The sequence below is a fragment of the Saliphagus sp. LR7 genome (genome assembly GCF_003344565.1).
Taxonomy (GTDB): domain Archaea; phylum Halobacteriota; class Halobacteria; order Halobacteriales; family Natrialbaceae; genus Saliphagus; species Saliphagus infecundisoli.
The window spans coordinates 13,489-29,595 of sequence record NZ_QPND01000030.1; the positions used below are offsets into that span (position 1 = coordinate 13,489).

The 16,107-nt window shown below is 59.8% G+C and carries 12 protein-coding genes; 6 read left to right on the top strand and 6 right to left on the bottom strand.

All coding sequences use genetic code 11. The annotated features are described in order from the left end of the window. Positions 1-401: 401 nt before the first annotated feature. Together DVH23_RS20970 and DVH23_RS20975 are read right to left on the bottom strand one after the other, a co-directional pair. Entirely contained in the window at positions 402-1,139 is a 738-nt protein-coding gene (locus DVH23_RS20970; RefSeq protein WP_114579325.1) for a sugar phosphate isomerase/epimerase, read from the bottom strand. 53 nt (positions 1,140-1,192) lie between these two features. Next, positions 1,193-2,293 (bottom strand): Gfo/Idh/MocA family protein, encoded by a 1,101-nt coding sequence (locus DVH23_RS20975; RefSeq protein WP_114579326.1) that lies wholly within the window; start codon positions 2,291-2,293, stop codon positions 1,193-1,195. 166 nt (positions 2,294-2,459) lie between these two features. Here DVH23_RS20975 and DVH23_RS20980 point away from each other — a divergent pair, with 166 nt between their 5' ends. Together DVH23_RS20980 and DVH23_RS20985 are read left to right on the top strand one after the other, a co-directional pair. Then, a complete protein-coding gene (locus DVH23_RS20980; protein WP_114579327.1) occupies positions 2,460-3,539 on the top strand; it encodes a Gfo/Idh/MocA family protein in 1,080 nt (359 codons plus the stop codon). Positions 3,540-3,570: 31 nt separating this feature from the next. Then, positions 3,571-5,421, top strand: a complete 1,851-nt coding sequence (locus DVH23_RS20985) for a DUF2264 domain-containing protein (RefSeq protein ID WP_114579328.1) — start codon at positions 3,571-3,573, stop codon at positions 5,419-5,421. 111 nt (positions 5,422-5,532) lie between these two features. Here the strand turns inward: DVH23_RS20985 and DVH23_RS20990 are convergent, their stop codons facing one another. Beyond that, entirely contained in the window at positions 5,533-6,303 is a 771-nt protein-coding gene (locus DVH23_RS20990) for a hydroxypyruvate isomerase family protein (protein ID WP_114579329.1), read from the bottom strand. A gap of 307 nt (positions 6,304-6,610) precedes the next feature. On the opposite strand from DVH23_RS20990, the gene DVH23_RS21000 reads away from it, so the two are divergent. Continuing rightward, on the top strand, positions 6,611-8,551 hold the full coding sequence (locus tag DVH23_RS21000; protein WP_157972545.1) for an ABC transporter substrate-binding protein: 1,941 nt from the start codon (positions 6,611-6,613) through the stop codon (positions 8,549-8,551). Between the two features lie 403 nt (positions 8,552-8,954). Here DVH23_RS21000 and DVH23_RS21005 read toward each other — a convergent pair whose 3' ends face one another. Then, on the bottom strand, positions 8,955-9,788 hold the full coding sequence (locus DVH23_RS21005; protein WP_114579332.1) for a sugar phosphate isomerase/epimerase: 834 nt from the start codon (positions 9,786-9,788) through the stop codon (positions 8,955-8,957). Positions 9,789-9,897: 109 nt separating this feature from the next. Here DVH23_RS21005 and DVH23_RS21010 point away from each other — a divergent pair, with 109 nt between their 5' ends. Continuing rightward, positions 9,898-10,857, top strand: a complete 960-nt coding sequence (locus tag DVH23_RS21010; protein WP_114579333.1) for a Gfo/Idh/MocA family protein — start codon at positions 9,898-9,900, stop codon at positions 10,855-10,857. Positions 10,858-10,886: 29 nt separating this feature from the next. On the opposite strand, the gene DVH23_RS21015 is transcribed toward DVH23_RS21010, so the two are convergent. After that, entirely contained in the window at positions 10,887-11,858 is a 972-nt protein-coding gene (locus tag DVH23_RS21015) for a hydroxyacid dehydrogenase (protein WP_232833871.1), read from the bottom strand. Between the two features lie 585 nt (positions 11,859-12,443). Here DVH23_RS21015 and DVH23_RS21020 point away from each other — a divergent pair. Continuing rightward, positions 12,444-13,274 (top strand): sugar phosphate isomerase/epimerase, encoded by an 831-nt coding sequence (locus DVH23_RS21020; protein WP_157972546.1) that lies wholly within the window; start codon positions 12,444-12,446, stop codon positions 13,272-13,274. Positions 13,275-14,262: 988 nt separating this feature from the next. Further along, positions 14,263-14,715, top strand: coding sequence for a DUF4112 domain-containing protein (locus DVH23_RS21025; protein ID WP_114579335.1), 453 nt, complete (start codon positions 14,263-14,265; stop codon positions 14,713-14,715). A 609-nt stretch (positions 14,716-15,324) separates the two neighbouring features. On the opposite strand, the gene dpsA is transcribed toward DVH23_RS21025, so the two are convergent. Continuing rightward, positions 15,325-15,945, bottom strand: a complete 621-nt coding sequence (dpsA, locus tag DVH23_RS21030) for a DNA starvation/stationary phase protection protein DpsA (RefSeq protein ID WP_394342651.1) — start codon at positions 15,943-15,945, stop codon at positions 15,325-15,327. Between the last annotated feature and the right edge of the window lie 162 nt (positions 15,946-16,107).

Consider the following 16,107-nt stretch of genomic DNA (forward strand, 5'->3'; position numbering starts at 1 on the left):
GTATAACACACTTTCCGGCCGAACGCCACTCGTATGGATTGCTCCGAATGGACATCAAGTTCGGATAGCAGATACACCTACTTGTATTTTGCTTCGGCTTATCCGGCCGTTTCTTTCCATCGAAGCGACCTATTGACTACATCTCTAGTATTTTCGCCATTACTGTGACGGATCCGCGAGCAAAATTCACATTAACATTCAATATGTCCATATAGATGGTTATCTTTTCACAAAACCAAGGTGTGACATACATATGGTCGTAAAGATCCGTTAGAGTGTGACAATCAGGCATGCTTCCTGGAATGCCCGAGGATCACGGTCAACTCTACTATGATATCCACTAACCCGAACGCTCACAGCTCACTACGCTCCTATTTCAACGCGAAAAGGTGAGCGAAAAATTAAATCGACCGGAGAACTTCTGCGCCGGTCTCGATCGATGCTGCGGGGTCCTCGGGCTCGTCGTGTTCGTAGATGAGCCACTCGACGTCCACCTCGCGTGCAGCCTCCGCACACGCCGCCATGTCGACGTCGCCCTCGCCGATCTCCCGGAAGCCCCGTTCCTCGTCGGTGACCATGTCCTTCATGTGCAGGAGATCGATCCGGTCGCCGTAGCGCTCGATCAGCTCCACGGGATCCTCGCCCCCGACGAGCGCCCAGCCGACGTCGAGCTCGAGCCCGACCTCCGGAGCGAGGTCGGCCAGCCGCTCGAAGGAAGTCTCCCCGCCGAGATCGACGAACTCGTGGGCGTGGTTGTGGTAGTGGATCGGCCAGTCGTACTCCGCGGCCTCCTCAGCGAGCTCACTCAGCCGTTCTGCGGTGTCGCCGACGGCCGCCTCGCTCTCGAAGTGTTCATCCCCGAGATAGGGGACGACCGCGCTCGCACATCCCAGTCGGTCGCCGTAGAGGCCGTAGCTCTCCGCGAGATCGGACTCGAGGTCGTCGATGCCGACGTGGGCACCGGTCGTCTCCAGGCCCGTCTCGGCGAGCTTCTCGACGACATCCTCGGGGTCCGCGTCCCGGAGCCCGCCGGAGAACTGGACGCCGTCGTAGCCCGCGTCGGCGACCCGATCGAGGATGTCGAGCATCGGTTCGTCGAGCTCGCGCACGCTGTAGAGGTTGATCGCGGTTCGTGCCATGGGTCGGGCTCACACCCCTCCCGTATTTGTATTGTGGTTCCGGATCGAGGTCATTATTCCTCGTCCCCGCTTTCGTTGTCGTCCTCTTCGCTTGCGACCGGCGCGAGCTCTCCTGTTTTGACCATTTCGGTCAGTGCATTGCCGTCCTCCTCGAGGGGAAGCTCGATCCGCCCTCGACGGCGTGCGGACGCCCAGGCCGCGAAGATGATCTCGGTCGCCCGGAGCGCGTGATCAGCGGAGATGACTGGCTCCTCGCCCGATTCGAGACAGTCGATCGCGTGGGAGATCGCGCGCTCGATCGCGGGGGCGCTTTCGGTGTCGATCTCCTCCCAGCCCTCGCCCGCGTCGGTCTTGTACCGAACGTCGGCCTCGCCATCGTCGGGGGCGACCTCGATGACGCCCTCAGTGCCGAGAATCCGGTGGTGGGCGCCGATGGCGTCGGCGCCCGAGCCGTAGCCCGTCGAGGCCAGGCCGTGGATGCCGTCGCCATACGACCACATCGCCAGTCCCTGATTCTCGTTGTGGACGCCGTAGCGGACGTCCTCCTCGTCGTAGTGGACCTGGCCGAGCACCCACTCCGCCTCGCGTTCGCCGACGAAGTGGTTGCAGAGGTCGATCAGGTGCGAACCGAAGTCGTAGAGGTTCTTCCCTCCCATCTCGACACGCTCGACCTCGCCGATCACGCCGTCGGAGACGAGCCTGGAAGCCTCCTGCCAGGTCGGGTCGAACCGACGCTGGTGGTTGAACGTGAGTTGGACGTCGTTTTCCTCTGCGGCACGGGCCATCCGTTTTGATCCCTCCCAGGTGTCGGCCATCGGCTTCTCGCAGTGGATCGCGCCCGGTACCTCGGTCTCGGCGGCTCCGACCACTAGGTCGGCGTGAGTCGGCACGGGCGTACAGACGCTGACGATATCGGGTTCGGTCTCGAAGAGCATCTCCTCGAACTCCTCGAACACCCGGCCGTCGTCGATCTCGAACTCGTCGGCGAACGCCTCGGCGTTCTCCCGGACGATGTCCGCACAGGCGATCAACTCACAGCCTTCGATCTCGCGGTAGGCTTCGCCGTGGCGGTAGGCCATCGCTGCGCTCTCGCCCCAGACGATGTTGTCGGGTTCTGGTCCCGTGCCGATCACGGCTGCGGTAACACGTGTCATCCGGTCCGGAATTTACCCCGGAGGGGGTTAACCTTAACGCAGGCGCCAATTCCCCTTCCTCAACGAGCGCGTCAACGCGAAGTAGGGCGGGGAGAAGTCACATCGCTCGTCACCGGCAGTCCAGTCGGTCGGTAGCTATTTGGCACCGAAGCCACCTGAGAAAAGTATGACTGACGACCACCGGATCGCGATCGCAGGGATCGGCGCCGTCGCCGAAATGCACGCCCTCTCGATCGCTGACATCGAGGAGGCGACCCTCGTCGCGGGTTCGTGTCGGACCAAGTCCCGCGGCCAGGCGTTTGCCGACGAACACGACTGTACCTGGTTTGCCGACACCGAGACGATGCTCGACGAGACCGAGTCCGACGTCTTGATCGTCTGCACGCCCAGCGGCGCTCATCTCGACCCGACGCTGGCGGCGGCCGAGCGTGAGATCGACGTGCTCTGTGAGAAGCCCCTCGAGATCACGACCGAGCGAATCGACCGGATGGCTGCGGCCTGCGAGGAGGCCGGCGTCGCGCTGGGTGGGGTCTTCCAACAGCGCTTTACCGACATTTTTCGGGAGGTTCACGGCGCCGCGGAGGCGGGCCGCTTCGGTAACCTCTCGGTCGCAAACGCCTACGTCCCCTGGTGGCGCGACGACGGCTACTACGAGGGCGCCTGGCAGGGCACCGAAAACCTGGATGGCGGTGGCGCGATGATGAACCAGTCGATCCACGCGATCGACGCCGTCCAGTGGCTCGCCGGGACCGCCATCGGCACCGACCGCGAGGACAACCCCGTCAGCGAGGTCTTCGCGTATACGGACCGGCTGGCCCACGACGAGGACCTGATCGAGGTCGAGGACACCGCCGTCGCCGTCGTCCGCTACCGCGACGGCACGCTCGGCCAGCTCCTGGGTGCGACGTCGATGTATCCCGGCTCCCTCCGGCGGGTCCAGCTTGCCGGCCGGGACGGCACCGCCGAGGTGCTCGAGGACGAACTCGTCACCTGGCACTTTCGCGACGAACGCGAGGACGACGAGACGATCCGCGAGCGCTTCGGCGAGGGAGAGGCCAGCGGCGGCGCCGCCGATCCGATGGACATCGACTACACCGACCACCGCCGGAACATCGAGGCCTTTCTCGCCTCCCTCGAGAGTGACGATCCCTACCCGCTGGACGCGAGCGAGGCTCGCAAGTCCGTCGCGATCATCGAGGCGATATACGACTCCGCCGAGCGCGGCGAACCCGTCTCGCCGAGCTGACTGCCGCGACCGAGGATTCCAGACATCTCATATGAACCCGATCCCCGAAACCGACCCCGAGATGCCCTGGACACGAAGCGATGTCCAGGAGCTGGTTCGCCGGCTCGTCGCGCCACTCGAAGCACACGCGAGCCCCGGCGGCGCCCGGGTTCGCCCCGGCGAGACCGGCGCCTCGTTTCCCGATCGGGAGGCGGAACTCGAGGGCTTCGCCCGGCCGCTATGGGGGCTTGCACCGCTGGCCGCCGGCGGAGGTGAGTTCGAGCACTGGGATCGCTATCGCGAGGGACTGCGTCACGGGACCGATCCCACCCATTCCGAGTACTGGGAACCGATTTCGGATTATTCCCAAGCGGTCGTCGAGCTCGCCCCGATCGGGGTCGCGCTTGCGCTCGCCGGCGACAAACTGTGGGAGCCCCTTTCTGCGGACGATCGCGACCGGATCACGGACTGGATCCGCGGGGTCGAGGACGTCGAGATACCCGATTCGAACTGGCGGTGGTTCCGGGTGCTCGCGCTTGCGGGGCTCCGATCGGTCGGCGTCGAAGTCGAGTGGAGCGTCGTCCAGACCGATCTGGACCGGCTCGAATCGTTCGGGCGCGCGGACGGCTGGTACGTCGACGGCCCCGACGGCGCGTGTGACTACTACGCGGCCTGGGAGCTCCACACGAACGCGTTGTTGTACGCGACCCTCGCCGGCGAACGGGGAGTCATGGACGCCCCCAACAAGGATCGACTCGCGGGATTCTCCGATCGCGCGGACCGCTTCGCCGAGGACTTCCGTCACTGGTTCGCCGACGACGGCTCGGCGCTGCCCTACGGCCGGAGCCTGACTTACCGGTTCGCCCAGGCCGCCTTCTGGGGCGGTCTTGCCGTCGCCGACCGTGACCCCCTCCCCTGGGCCGAGATCCGCGGGCTCTGGGAGCGCACCCTCCGGTGGTGGCTCGACCAGCCGATTTTCACCGACAGAGGCGTCCTCTCGCTTGGCTACCGCTACCCGACGCTGAAGACGACCGAGATCTACAACTCTCCGAGTTCGCCCTACTGGGCGATGAAAGCGTTTCTCCCACTCACCCTCCCAGAGAGCCACCCGTTCTGGCGGGCCGAGCCGGACCTCTCGCCTGCCGACAAGAAGGAATCAGTGCTCGGCCGAGATCTCGACCACGAACGGACGATGGAGACGCCCTCGATGGTCGTCACCCGAGCGGAGGGCGAAGTGACGGCACTGGTCGCCGGCACGGATACCCATTATCCCCACAAGTACGACAAGTTCGCGTACTCGACGGCGTTCGGCTTCGGCGTCGGCAGCGACCTGCGAGGAGTCGCAAGTGCGGGCATCGACGGCACGCTCGGGCTCGGCGAGGACGGAGAACACCTCCGAGTCCGCGAGAACGTCGAGGGCTGGCTCGAAGACGGCCTCCCCCGCTCGCGATGGGAGCCCTGGCCGGACGTGAGCGTCGAGAGCTGGCTCGTCCCGGCGACGCCCTGGCACGTCCGGGTTCATCGCCTCGAGACCGACCGCCCGCTCCACAGCGTCGAGGGCGGATTCCCGGTCGCTCGACCCGGCGAGGCCGACGCCGGACGCCGCGAGGAGGAAGTCGCCGCAGTCGTGCGATATCCAGCTGGCCACAGCGTGGTTCGTGACCTCTCCGGGGACCGCGAGGGCGAGGTGATCGACCAGGACCCGAACACGAACGTCCTCCATCCCCGGACGGCCGTCCCGGTTCTCCGAGGGAGACACGAGTCGGGCACCTCCTGGCTCGTCACGGCCGTTCTCGGGGCTACGGAGCTCGAGGACTCCGTCCGGGATCGGCCGCCGGTTCTCATCGATGACGGCCTTCAGATCAAATCCGCCGATGGCAAGGTTCTCTTTGAGCGGGAATGAACGGTGCCAGGAGACACCCATTCATGCATTCTGAATCGGTAGCAATCCTGAGGATGGGTTACTGTATGAGAACAGTCCATGTCTACGGCGAGTACAACTCCTCAGAATGTCCTAATTTGGTTTCAGCATGTTAGCGACTCGGCGGACGCAGTCGTCGGGGTCTGCCTCCGGCGATGGGGTGAACTCGCAGCCAACGTAGCCGTCGTAGCCAGCCTCTCCAAGCGCCGTGAGGACGTTCTCGTAGTTCAGTTCGCCGGTCCCGGGCTCGTGGCGACCCGGGACGTCGGCAACGTGAACGTGACCGATCAGGTCGACGTGTTCGGTCAGGTTGGCGGTAATATTGCCCTCCGTGATCTGCTGGTGGTAGATGTCGAATAGGAGTTTGACGTGGTCGCTACCGACTTCCTGTATGATCTCGTAGCCCTCGTAGGAGGAACTCAAGAAGGCGTCCGGGTGGTCAACAGCAGTGTTCAACGGTTCTATGGCGAGTGTGACGCCTGCCTCCTCGGCGGTCGGCGCGACTGCCTCGATGACCTCGATAGTATTCTCGAGTTGGGTCTCCCGACCCAGTCCCGCCTGTGCGGGCCCCGGCGAGAGATTGATGGTCGGACAGCCGACGGCCGCAGCACGCTCGACCGAGCGGTTCCCTTCCTTGATCGCCTCTGCGGTCCGGCCTGGATCTGTGAGTGGGGTCTTGCTCCCCGAAAGATAGGCGAGATCGAGCCCATGGTCCGTACAAGCACCGGCGATCTTCTCAAGTTCGTCGCCGTGCCAAGGGCGGTACTCTATCGCGTCGGCACCTGCGGACGCAGCCCGTTCGACCTGCTCGATGAGCGTTCCTTCCTCGTAGGTTGGGTTAAGATAGACCGAGAGCCCACGCATCGTTACCGATCTACCCCTTTGTTATGCCAGTTCCAGGCGACCAGAGTGGTGATCACACGTACATACCGGGTTGGTGCACTTCTCCACACTCCACTATGTGTCATCATGTCATGATCGGTTTTCTTCCCTTGGCATAAATCGCCCGAATCAGGTAATTCGAACCGGTCCCCCCGTTCACCGAGAACGACGTTTCGACGACGAATACCTGCCTGAAGCAGTTCACTTGTATTTAAAATGTTTATCTAAGTTAACGTATTCCTGTCATACGCCCCAATATTTATGTGGTATTATCTCTCATGGGTGTACGATGCCGGATCAGACTGACAGCCCTACTCGTGTAACCAGGCGAAGCCTCCTTGCAACAACGGCTGCAGGAGCAACACTCACTGCTGGATGTGTTGGAGGCGGGGGCAACGGCGGCAATGGTGGCAATGGCGGGAATAGTGGCAATGGTGGGAATGGTGGTGGCGACAATAACAGCGGTAACGGCGGCAATGGTGGCAACGGTGGTAACGGTGGCAATGGTGGCAACGGCGGTAATGGTGGTGCAGAGGGTGTTGTCGATCAGACTTGGAAGGACGTGACGAATATCGAGCCACAACAGTGGAACGTAAACTACTGGAACCCTTCCAATAACGCGGCCACGGATTGGGGCGGGAACCCGATGTACGACCGCTTCATGCGGAAAGCGATTCACCAGACTGACGAGCCATTCTACGAGTGGTCAATCGTCTCGGACATGGAATGGCAAGACAACAACGAATCTCTCACACTGAAGATCGACAACGGTCACGTCTGGCATAATGGTGACCCCGTGACCGCCCAAGACGTTGCGACGCAGCTACGCATTGAGCAGTATGTCGGCCACGTTATTTGGGACTTCATCAACGGAATGGAGGTTCAAGATGACTCGACACTGGTTTTTGATATCGACGCGGTTGCACCGCCAGTCATGGAGGACATTATCGCGGAACAGCGGCTGTATGCCAAACACTCCGTCTACGAGGAGTGGCTTCAAGATCTGCAGGACGCCGAAGGAGACGAACAAGAGGAGGTCGTATCAGAACTACTCAATTTGACTATCTCCGCCGATAGTGAGGACGCGATCGGAAACGGCCCGTTCATGATCGGCGACGTGAGTGCCGAACGAATCCGCTATGACCGGTGGGAGGAATATCCATGGGCAGATAACGTCAATTTCGCTCACCAAGAATACCGTACCATCCTCGAGCAAAGCGTGGTCGTCCAGTCAATCATGTCGGGCGAGCTTTCCGGCCACCACTTCCAGAACTGGCCGGAACAAACCCGGGCAGAGCTCCCTGAGCCGATCAAGAGGGTGATGGTTCCGGACAACGGCGGATACGCGGCCGAACTCAACTGCGATTCAGACTACCTCAGCGACCCCCATGTCCGGCGTGCAGTTGCGTACCTGATTAACCGTCAGGCCGTCGTCGATAATATTACGGACAACTTCGTAACGCCGTATCCTTCAGGCCTCGCCAGCGAGCTAGGAATGGTTGAGAGCATCGCCGGGGACTATGTAGACTCGTTCGATCAGTACAGCCCGGAATCGACCGACGAAGAGAGCGCCGCGGAAGAACTCGAAGCAGGCGGCTACGAGATGGACGGCGACCAGTGGGTCGACGGAGACGGTAACCAAGTCCGAGTCAATGTGCTCGGACCAACCTGGGGGATTATGTCTACATGGGCGGAGACAGTCAACAGTCAACTTTCTCGAGCGGGCCTCGCATCAGAGCTGGAGATTACCGAACCAGGAACGTTCGAAGAGCGTTACCAGAACGGTGATTACGACTTGCGTGCCGGCTGGTGGGGTGGTGAAGCCGAACAGACCGCTGCCTGGTTCAATCTCCGTCTCCCGTTCAGCGCGACCTACCAGCGCGAGCAAGTCCGGTTCCCCGAGTCAGTTGAGGTCCCGTGGCCGCCTGATTCCCAGGACGAGACCCGCGAGATCAACGTTGAGGAAGCGGTCTCCGAACTTGGATCGACGACCGATGAGGAACGTATTCAAGAGCTCGGACTCCAACTCGCTTGGACGTGGAATCGTCAGCTTCCCAAGATTCCGTTAACGGAGCGGTGGCTGACTCCATGGATTAATACGGAAAACTGGGTCACCCCCGAAGATCAAGAACCCGACAGTCGCGAAATTGAGAGCGATGAGCCGCTGGCGTATATTATGACGATTGGCGAGTGGTGGCCGCGACGCGGTCTACTGCAGGCCCCGGAGTAAGGGACACCGTCGACTTTGGCCTACAAGCGCCTCTCAGATCGTCCCGTCTTGGTGAATTCTGGTTGTGATATCCCAGTTCACTCCAGCATGCTCCCTCGTCAGTCTCGGCAACGGTACAGCACATAACCGGACGAGAGTAGCAGCGTTATACTCAGAACGAGGTTAACCCTGGCGACGATACCAGCTGCCCGGGAGAGAAGATCAAGGTTTGCTACTGATAGAAGGGTGAGAAAGAGGAGCAAGACTCCAGCGACGAACATTGCGAATACTGCGTGTGAGAACGCACATAGCAAATCCCAGAATCGGTCACGGGCCGTACGGGGCATACTCTCCATAACGACCGCGGGTCAAGAAAAGGGTTTGTTCATATGAGAGACATGAGGTGAACTTGTTCCACTCAATTCTAGATATCGAGTCCAGATACGTTGGATCTGTCAGCGAACACTGCCTGGGCCATCTTGAGGACCTGTCCAGGCATTAGCTCAGGACACGTCTGATAGGGAGGGACTTCGGGACTAATCCAGCCATCATAACCGACGTCGTCGAGGGCCGCCACCACATCCTCCCAGGGGACGTCACCTTGACCTGGATAGGTGAACCCGTCGATAGTGTCGATTTCCATGTCATAATCTTTGATATGGACCATTTCGATGCGATCATCAAGGATACGAATCCACTGAGCCGGGTCACCGAAGCGGAGGACATTCCCTACGTCAAAGTACGCTTTGACTGGCCCATGCTCGGCTGCCTCGTCAATAAAGGAGGCAAACTCAAGGGGCGAGAGCAGAAAGTCGTTCCAGACATTCTCGATAGCAAGGGTCAACCCGTGTTCGTGGGCGACTGGGGCTAGTTCGGCCATCGACTCAAGCGCACAATCGTAGGCGATGTCATAGGGAACATCTTCAGTGACGATTCCGGGAACAATGAGCATCGTTTCGGCACCGAGAGTTGCGCCGCCCTCTATCGTTTGTATGGCGATGTCGACACCCCGTTCACGTGTCTCGTCGTCGGGGCTTGAGAGGGGGTGCGACCAGAGTCCCTCAGTGAGCACGCTCGGAACCGCAAGGTCGTATCGGTCAGTGAGGTCAGCAATCTGCTCAATCTCGGCTGGATCATCGAGTTCACCGCTCGGTGAAAGCGACGGCTCGAAACCATCGTAACCGGCCTGAGCAAGTAACTCGAGGGTTGTCTCAAGGGAGTCCGTCGGCGCCCCCATATCGTTGAATCCGAATTGCATCGTCCTTCCAGAGACTGGTCTCTCTGATCACTATTAATCTACTGGTTAACAATTATAGTAAACTTTCCGAAACGCGAAGGACTACAAGGACCCCGAGTTAACTCCAGTTATGGTTACGCGTATCGCGTTTATCGGATCTGGTGGCATAGCCGAATGGCAACACTTTGATACACTAGAAGAAATAGACAGCGCCAAGGTCGTCGGAATCTGTGATATCGATGAGACAGCGGCGAACGAGGCAGCGGAGCGGTTCGATGCTAAAGTGTTCACCGATCACGAAACCCTCCTTGATGAACTCACTCTCGATGCGGTCTTCATCTGTCTCCCACCGTTTGCACACGAGAATCAGGAGATCATGGCCGCCGAGCGTGGTATCAATCTTTTCGTGGAGAAGCCTATAGCGCTGACAAACGAAAAGGCTCGAACGATTCGAGAAGCGATTGAGGCCAATGACGTTGTCTCTCAGGTTGGCTATAACTGGCGCTACGCCCCTGCTGTTGATCGGGCACGCGAACTGCTTGAAGGCCGAACAATCGAGTACATTGACGGCCGTTTCTGGGGCGGCGTCCCCGGCGGCGAAGATCACTGGTGGCGTCATCAGGCCCGCTCAGGTGGGCAAGTTGTTGAACAAGCGACTCACAACTTCGATATGGTTCGATTTCTTGCGGGGGATGTCAAGAGATTGTATGCTGCCGGGGCTGACCGCGTCTCGGATTTAGTCGATTTCTCGGACGTGACGAGCACTACAATGACCCATGAGTCGGGCGCAGTGAGCCACGTCTCTACCTCATGTATCGCTGAAGACGGCGACAGTCGACTCGAAGTAATCGCTGATGGTGCGACGCTAACAATCAGCCAAAATGAGATTCATGGAAGCATCGATGGCGATGAAATTCACGAGGAGTTTGAGGCGAATCCCTATGTCACTGAAGTCAAATCATTTCTGGAAGCCGTCGAGACGAACGACGATTCGAAGATCCGCGCACCGTATTCGGATGCCACAAAGACACTGGCACTGACCCTTGCGGTTACCGAATCGATTGAGTCAGGTGAGCCAATCACGTTGTAGGAAGCCTACGACTTCCGTTGTGGGAACAATTACCGAGTCATGGTCTCCCACTGCCCGCGCGGAATTTCATATTCCAGCATCTCGCCATCACGGAAGCGTTCGACGTCATCGAGAACTGCCTCGGTCAGCGGCGGCCGGATCTGCGAGCCACCGACATGGGGCGTCAACAACACGTTTTCGAGGTCACGGAGCGGACTTTCTGGCGGAAGTGGCTCCTCGTGGTACACGTCCAGAACAGCCGAGAGCCGAGCTGACCGTAACTCCGAGAGGAGGGCATCTTCATCGACGATCTCGGCGCGAGCCGTGTTGACGAGCACTCCGTTATCGGGAATTTGCGCCAGTTGTTCCGTGCTGATCATTCCGACTGTTTCGGGTGTGCGCGCGGCGTGGATGGAAACGATGTCTGAACTGAGGGCGTCGCCCATATCAGTCAGAGTGGCGAACGGTATGTCGTCAATCGCCACCTCGTTGACGTACGGGTCGTATATTTTCACCGTCGGGTCGAACGGGGCCAGATGGTCAAGCATCCGTTGCCCGATCGATCCCAATCCGATCAGCCCGACCGTCGCACCGTGGAGAGTCCGTATATCCGGGCCTCTATACTCCCACGTCCCTCTTTTCATACTCGTAGCTAGTTCGGGAATAGCACGTTGCTTCGCAAGAAGCGCAGCGATCGTATGCTCGGCTGTGTGATCGGCCATGACGTCGTTCGCACTCACAACCGGGATATTGGCCTTGTAGACACTGGCCGACACGTAATTGGCAACGCTCCCACCAGTGTGAACGATCAACCCCAGCTCGTCGGCCGTCGAGAGAACCTCTTCGGTAACCTGTGGGCTCCCCCATCCCGTCACTAAAACATCGATATTGCGAATTCGTTCTTCGAGTTCCGTTTCGGTGTAGTTCTCTACCGACTCATTCCAGGTAACCGTCCCTATTGACTCAATACGCTCACGGAGTCGCGGCGGAAAGAAGTCATCCCTCGTCTCGTCGTCTGGCATAGTTACTAATATCTCCATATTATCCCATCCAGCATCGAGAAGAATAAACATATCTTCTTATAGGACTCGCAGGCGAGAATACCACGCCGTAAACGGCATGGATGAATCGCCGTCTTCATCCGTTCAAACGCCCGAATCGGAAGGATTAGGTGCCCCACGGGCGTATATCTATCCGTCGCCGCGACGGAGAACCGTCGCGTCTCGACACCCCGAAAACTGGCAGTTGACTCGGTGTTTGCCTCATCAAAAAGTAAGCCCTCGGGAACGCAGACCGACGAAACACAACCACGTACCTCCGAGTCCCGTGTGGGATAGGAGTACCGGCGGCGTGGCACCGCCATGAGTTCGTCGGACTCGAAACCAGAAGGTCCCAACGAACCGCCCTTTTCGTGGGCGTGGGAGGCCCGCGTCTTCAGGCGCGGGAGGATGTCACGAATCAGTCGACCACTCCTTGTTGGAAATTGTACAGAGGCCGTAGTCCATATTAGGTCGGTTGAACGACTCAATTGTTAAATTTGCCTACCCGACATTAGTATGGACGATCGATGCAGAGGAGTTAACAAGGATGCCCGGGATCACACGTCTGTGTACACGCTCAGCGGGTTTGCAGACGAAATCGCCGACGATCTTGAGACGCAACTCGACGTTCTCAACGAGGTGGGAATCGATCACCTTGACCTCCGGAGTGTCGACGGGACGAACGTGCTCGACCTCGACGACGGCGAAGCGGAATTGATCCGGGGGTCGCTTGAGAAACGGGGGTTTTCAGTGGCCGCCATCGGGTCCCCGATTGGGAAAATTGGCATTGAAGACGACTTTGAGCCCCACAAGGACCGGTTCGAGCGCGCGCTAGAGCTGTCCGAGTTTTTCGGGGCCGACTACATTAGGTTGTTCTCATACTGGATGCCAGAGGACAACGACCCTACTGAGTACCGCGATGAAGTCATGTATCGCATGCGTTGGAAAGCGGATCGCGCCGAGGCGGCGGGAATAACGATCCTCCATGAGAACGAAAAAGACATCTACGGAGATACACCCGAGAGGTGTCGGGACCTTGTCGAAGCAGTCGATTCGCCGGCCTTCGGGCTCATCTTCGATCCCGCCAACTTCCTTGAAATCGGCGTGCGACCATATCCGGATGCGTTCGTTCAGCTCGTTGAGCACGTGGAGGCCCTCCACATCAAAGATGCAGTCTACGGCGAGCGTGGCAATATCAGGCCCGCCGGTGAGGGCGACGGCGAAATTCCGGCGACGGTCGAAGCTCTGGCCAAACGTGGATTCGTTGGCTATACGTCGCTGGAACCTCACCTCGCAGAGGCCTTCGAGACAGGCGGGTACTCTGGTCCCAAGGCGTTTAAACTCGCAGCGAACGCGTTCGTCGACATTTTGGAGGAACAGGACCTGGCCTACCAGTAATAGCGCATCGGCGCAGATTCTTCACTAGCGGGGGTCACTTATCGATTGCCTCAGATTGATGTCATCCAATCCTTACCGTAGGAGTTGTCTGGGTGAGAAGATCTGAGGTGAACCCGAACCACAATTCAAGGACAGACGACTCATACTCGACTCACACGACTCGATACCGCCCAGTCGCTTGGACATGCCGTTACAGACATAATCAAACTGAGAGGAGACAGGAGGTATCAGAAGAGAATAATTATACTCCGAAGAACCGTGCACGAACCACCGAACAAAGTCGGGATCAACGCACCGGCGTGGACGTCGGCACTCGTCCAGCAGTATCGTACCGACACGTACGATGTCGAGTACTCGGTCCCGAGTTGTCGGTAGTTGCTCAACGAAGCGGGATTGAATTATTCGATCACCAGAACTAAAGGTGCCCCTGACGCACGATCACCGTCCTCGGTTAGTGCTTGTTCTCCCAGTTCGAAGAACACGCAACCGACGATTATGAAAATATTCTTATTATCATACAAATCAAATATGGTCTGACCATTATGCTCGATGGCTTCTTACAACACGGCAACAGATGTCGACTGCCGAGACAAAAGGAAACGACTCCCTCGTTCTCGGGTAGCCGGTCGAAAGTTGCGCCACGCTAGCCTAAAGCGGTGCGACTGGCGGCGTCGGTGACGACCGATCAACGACACCCTCATCCGAGTCCGAGTCAGCGTGGAACGCTCGAATATGGTGTTTCATCGGCCGGTAGTCGGATTCCCCGATCTCGAACACGCGGTCACAGAACGGACACGTCTGATACATCCTTCCCCGTGAGGACATAACGCATGGAACGGTTTCACACTTGGGTTCGTCACCGTCCAGGATAACTCACGTCCTCGGTACGCTCTGAGGAGGTCAACCGCCTGCAGTGAACACGAACATCACAACCGCTGCCGGCACACGAGAGGAGCACACCTATTCCTCCGGGCCCCCTCCGCCAGCCGTGGTCACCAACGAAGACGATCGCTCATCGAGCGATTCGACGGATCCCACGGACGCCGACGATGACGACCCGTTCGTGGGCGGAGAGACGGCAGACCAAGACGTGAACGCGTCGGCCAAAGAGGAGGCCGCCCTGCAGCGTGTCCGGCGGGTCAGCACGCTTCTGGACGAGGCCTTCCGGGTCCCGGGGACCAACTATCGGATCGGGATCGACCCGCTCATCGGCATCCTCCCCGGTGCTGGTGACGCCGTCACCACGGTCCTCTCGCTGTATCCGGTCCTCGAGGCCTACCGGCTCGGCGTCTCCAGGGGGACGCTCGCGAAGATGGTCGCCCGGGTCGCCATCGATGGGGTTACGGGCTCGATTCCGGTGCTCGGCACGCTGTTCGACGCGGTCTGGAAGGCCAACAAGTGGAACGTCCGGACGGTCGAACAGCACCTTCAGCAGAAATAACGACAGAAGAGCGCGCACAGGTCGGAAATCACGATTGAGGGCCACCATCCCCTGACAGATAGCAAGCGGACGCCCGCGACTGTAGGCGCGGGTCTAAGCGATAGGCACAGACGCGAAACCGCCAGACTTAGCCCCTCTGGGGTCGTTTGTCGAACTAAGCTCAACGGGAAAAAGCTGGCAGTTGGTTTGGGGTCTGCCGCCCGCGAAAGCGAGGATACAAAAAGCGAACCTGTCCCGTTTGAGCCTGTCCACCGTGGCAGAAACGACAGGCAGGCCGATGGCACGGCCCGTGCGCCGTCGTCCCGAAAGGGCGACGGCGGGCGTCTCTCTCGCACTCCCTTCGGGGAGGGAGGGGCGCACGCGGCGAGCGGATACCCAACACTACCACAACCCTCGTTCCGAGGGCCGAAGTCGTGCGCACGAACCGAGACACCCCGACGCCTTCGGCGCCGGGTGGAAGTTGCCCCCGTCGGACGGCCATGGCCGACCACCGCTTTTAGGGAGGTGGTCTAAGTGCCCGACCCCGAGCGTGCCGATGGGGATTCCCCGCCCTTCAGGGCGGCGGAGGATGTCAAAATGCGAAGCCCATGGAGTTGCCGTCGAGGCGAGTCACTCGAGCGCGTCGTGACGAACGAGCGTCTCGTCGGCAAGATACCGATCGAGGACGTGTGCGTCAGCTTCGAGCGTTTGCAGATGGGTACGCAGGAGCTCGCTCGTCGCCTGATCGCCGAGCCGGTCCGCCAGCTCGATGTGGTCACGCCACAACACCGCGAGCGTCGCGTACCCATCGAGGTCCCGTGCGAGCGATGTGCGGACAGCGTAGTGGTGGGCTTCCTCGATGAATAGGGGCGCGTGTTGGCGGATCCCCATCGGCCCACAGGCCGGAACACCGCCGAGTGCGGTGATTCGAATCGCGATGTCGTCGGTCATCTCCGAGAGCCGGTCGGCAGCGCCCTCGAGGAACTCCCCAAGTGGTCTCGATTCGGCCCCCTCGACGAGCCAGTAGTGCTTGCGCACCTGATTGAAGAGGATATACAGCCCCGAGACGTCGGTGTTCAGGGCTGTGACCAGCCGTTCGGCCACGTCCTGTTCGAGACGGAGCGCGTTGTCGGCGACCGTGTTCCACTCCTGGCGGAGACGAGACGAGTCGGGTCGGCGGAGATGTGGGCTACTCTTGACATCCTCCACACGACTGAAGTCGTGGGATTCCTCGCGCTCGGGGCCGGTCACGCTGACCACCCCGACGGAGGCAACTTCCCAACCCTAGTGGTTGGTCCCGGTTTGTAGGCAGTGCGTCGAGGCGATGAACGCATGGCAACGTCAGTCCGAACGCGTTCGGACTGCCTCGCTAACACCCTACGGGCGGTGCCATCAGCCACACTCAATCGGGCA

Excerpts from the sequence above, each read along its gene's own strand:
- DVH23_RS20970 (WP_114579325.1), bottom strand. The coding sequence starts at position 1,139 with ATGGCACGAACCGCGATCAACCTCTACAGCGTGCGCGAGCTCGACGAA.
- DVH23_RS20975 (WP_114579326.1), bottom strand. The coding sequence starts at position 2,293 with ATGACACGTGTTACCGCAGCCGTGATCGGCACGGGACCAGAACCCGAC.
- DVH23_RS20980 (WP_114579327.1), top strand. The coding sequence starts at position 2,460 with ATGACTGACGACCACCGGATCGCGATCGCAGGGATCGGCGCCGTCGCC.
- DVH23_RS20985 (WP_114579328.1), top strand. The coding sequence starts at position 3,571 with ATGAACCCGATCCCCGAAACCGACCCCGAGATGCCCTGGACACGAAGC.
- DVH23_RS20990 (WP_114579329.1), bottom strand. The coding sequence starts at position 6,303 with ATGCGTGGGCTCTCGGTCTATCTTAACCCAACCTACGAGGAAGGAACG.
- DVH23_RS21000 (WP_157972545.1), top strand. The coding sequence starts at position 6,611 with ATGCCGGATCAGACTGACAGCCCTACTCGTGTAACCAGGCGAAGCCTC.
- DVH23_RS21005 (WP_114579332.1), bottom strand. The coding sequence starts at position 9,788 with ATGCAATTCGGATTCAACGATATGGGGGCGCCGACGGACTCCCTTGAG.
- DVH23_RS21010 (WP_114579333.1), top strand. The coding sequence starts at position 9,898 with ATGGTTACGCGTATCGCGTTTATCGGATCTGGTGGCATAGCCGAATGG.
- DVH23_RS21015 (WP_232833871.1), bottom strand. The coding sequence starts at position 11,858 with ATGCCAGACGACGAGACGAGGGATGACTTCTTTCCGCCGCGACTCCGT.